The sequence below is a fragment of the Bacteroidia bacterium genome (assembly GCA_026932145.1).
GTDB lineage: Bacteria > Bacteroidota > Bacteroidia > J057 > JAIXKT01 > JAIXKT01.
The window spans coordinates 16841-19622 of record JAIXKT010000006.1 but is presented as its reverse complement, the minus strand read 5'-3'; the positions used below and the strand labels follow the sequence as shown (position 1 = coordinate 19622).

Sequence of the window (2782 nt, the reverse complement as noted above, 5' to 3'; positions counted from 1 at the left end):
GGCGAGCGGTGCGAGCCGCAGCCGGCGCAAAGCCCAGGCGTATCTTAGACAAAATTAGGTCAAGCGCTGCGTTGAGCGACATTTGTTTTGGATGGGAGTGTTTGCGCAGCAAAACACGAAGAACAAAACTACGCCGCAGGCGTAATGTCGCTCAACGTGCCGGCGGCTTTGCGATGTGGCGGCATTTCAGCACCAAAGTTCAATAGAATTACTGCTGTTGAACCTTGTACAAATGCTTCATAATAGCACTTCACCCGCCATATTGCAAAACCGTTTGTTATGCCCCGTTCTTTTATTCATCTGCCCGTATTTTGTTTATTCGTTTCTGTAATTCTGCCAAGCGTTTTATCATTTCGTTAAATGATAGTGGATTGTCGTATATCATACTGCCTTTCATTTCTTCGTAGTCCGCTTCCCACTTTTTTATAATGGTTTCAGGCGGAATAAATCTGAGGTTTGCAGGATTGTGCTTACCGTAGTCAATGCCCGAAATTGCTGTGAATTTACTGCGATGTCTTACGATTGTGTTGTAAAGTTCGGTATCTTGCAATGCTATTTTTGCATAATCTGTTTGGCTCAACTTTTCAATGTCGTAAAGATGTCGGCTAAGTCGTTCCACTCGTATTTTGTCTTGCGGTTTCTGAAATTCTTCATGCAGTAGAAATATCTTTTCAAGAAACGTCCGTTCAGGATTTACAACAGGAATGGTTATTGGATTATCAGTAAAAGGATTGTCTGAATAGATTTGGGAAGTAAATGTTCCAAAAGTTCTTTGTGTAAATGGCTCTTTCAATGAACGACTACCAACTTCTACCAAGACACCAGGTTTCAAATAAGTATCTGTTTCAGTTAGCTTGTTGTAGTAAATTTCTATAATTAAAGGGTCTTGGTCGTGATTTTCTACTTCACGATATTTTACTTTTACATCTTTGAAACCTAATTCAACAAACTTTTTCTTTAGTTCTTCGGTAAAAACTTCTGTGATGAATTGAAACGATTTTCTTCTTAGTTTTTTGATATCTTGTTTAGATAATTCGCCTTTGAAACCTAAAAACTCTCTGTCTAAAGCCAAATCAATATCTTCTGAAAAACGTTGTATCAAATTCCAACCTTTGCTTAATGATGTTCCACCTTTGAAAATTAAAGCATTAGCACAATCCATTGAAAAAATTACTGCCAATGTATGAACAACCCACCAATCTTTTTCTGATGCAGACGAAGACGGCAAACCAATTTGTCGGCTTGTTTCTGCAAACAATCTGATTTTGGTTTCATCAGGTAACTGAAACCACTCTTGTACATGTGTGAACTTATTCATCGGTTGCAATCAATTTTCTAATCCAAACAGGTGCTAACAGTAAATCGTGTTGCAAGTGTTTCGGATTTTCGTTTTTCAAAATGTTTTTTATCTGTTTTGTGTCTTCATTGGTTATGTTGTCTTTTCCAATTGTTCGCAATGCCTGAATTGCCAACATACTTATTTCTCCAATGAAAGAAAGGTTTTTTGAACTTGCTTTTTTAAACGTAATAGTTTGTTTGCCGATTTTAATTTTTCGTGCCGATGTGTCAGAATAGAAAACAATGTTTAACGGAAATTGTGTTGTTAAACCCAATTTATACATTGCATAACTGCCTGTCGGAACTATTGTAGCTCGGTCTCTTTTGACAATGGCAATGGCAATTTCTTCAATGCTTGGTAAAACCTTCCCAATGTAATCATCAATGATAGGACGAACATAAATGCCTGTGGCAACTCTTTCTAATTCTGCCGATTTTACCAAGCGTTCTAATGCCTTGTTTATCGCTTTGGCATTGCCAATCGAAGCAAAACTATCTACAAAGAAAAGCGTTCCTTTCGGGCTTCGCTTTATCTTTTCTAATACTCTAATTTCAATGCTTTTGGACATTTTTATACTTCAATCTTGTCGCAAATTTAGTAAATATTTGCGACAATTCAATTTCTGTAAAAATTGAATTGACTACTTTTCTGAATATTCATAAATGCTCTTTTCTCCCGATTTTAAAAAGTCAAAGAAATTGATACCTTGATATTTACAAGTTTGCAGTATTGAAAGTAAAATCAAATGATGTTCTATGTTTTTCTTTGTAAGACTTTTGCTGATTTTCTTTCTCCATTTGGCAAATGGTTTGATGGAATGTTCTGCATTATTGTTGTTCCAAGGAATGCCATCTTGATTTAGAAACATAAATAACTTCTCTTTGTATTTGACAAATCGTTTTTGATAGGATATTGCCAAATCAGATTCAAACTCTTGCAAAATGACTTTTTTGTAAAATTTTTCTACTTCTTTTTTGTGCTTATTCAGATGAAACTGCTTTAATCCATATTTGTCAATCGTTGCAATAATATTTCGTAGAAGATTCCCAAATTCTGATATTATCTGCTTAAAATCCTCATCTAACTGATGTTTCATAAAATCTTCATTCAAATCTCTTATTAAATGAACTAAACACTTTTGTTGTTCACATTCTAAGGAATCATAACCCGTGTAAAAATCAGAAACCAAAACACCTTTAAAATCTTGTAATAACTCTTTTAAAAACTCTGGTTCTCTCGTTTCTCTGAAAAGGTAATATACGCAGTCATAGTTTGCAAAAACCCAAACATATCCGTCAATACCGCTAATTCGTGCAATAGTTTCATCAATGTGAACTAATTTTGATTGGCTCATTTTTTTGATAATCTCATTGTATGTTTCTTCATATTTTGAGCGCGTTGCATAACCTCTAAATTTTTAAAAAAGCCCAAATTTTCTCCCGT

General features: G+C 35.0%; 4 protein-coding genes. 1 reads left to right on the top strand and 3 read right to left on the bottom strand.

What is annotated here, in order from left to right; genetic code table 11:
• The first annotated feature begins 87 nt into the window (after positions 1-87).
• A complete protein-coding gene (locus LC115_01235) occupies positions 88-243 on the top strand; it encodes a hypothetical protein (GenBank protein ID MCZ2355304.1) in 156 nt (51 codons plus the stop codon).
• 49 nt (positions 244-292) lie between these two features.
• Here LC115_01235 and LC115_01230 read toward each other — a convergent pair whose 3' ends face one another.
• The 3 genes from LC115_01230 to LC115_01220 all read right to left on the bottom strand — a co-directional run bounded on the left by LC115_01230 (position 293) and on the right by LC115_01220 (position 2705).
• Entirely contained in the window at positions 293-1318 is a 1026-nt protein-coding gene (locus LC115_01230; GenBank protein MCZ2355303.1) for a nucleotidyl transferase AbiEii/AbiGii toxin family protein, read from the bottom strand.
• A complete protein-coding gene (locus LC115_01225) occupies positions 1311-1907 on the bottom strand; it encodes a DUF6088 family protein (protein ID MCZ2355302.1) in 597 nt (198 codons plus the stop codon). The genes LC115_01230 and LC115_01225 overlap by 8 nt, the downstream gene beginning before the upstream one ends.
• A 72-nt stretch (positions 1908-1979) precedes the next feature.
• Positions 1980-2705, bottom strand: a complete 726-nt coding sequence (locus LC115_01220; GenBank protein MCZ2355301.1) for a transposase — start codon at positions 2703-2705, stop codon at positions 1980-1982.
• Positions 2706-2782 lie beyond the last annotated feature (77 nt).

What these genes read in the sequence shown, in the direction of transcription:
- LC115_01230 (MCZ2355303.1), bottom strand. Translation starts at nt 1,318, where the DNA reads ATGAATAAGTTCACACATGTACAAGAGTGGTTTCAGTTACCTGATGAA.
- LC115_01225 (MCZ2355302.1), bottom strand. Translation starts at nt 1,907, where the DNA reads ATGTCCAAAAGCATTGAAATTAGAGTATTAGAAAAGATAAAGCGAAGC.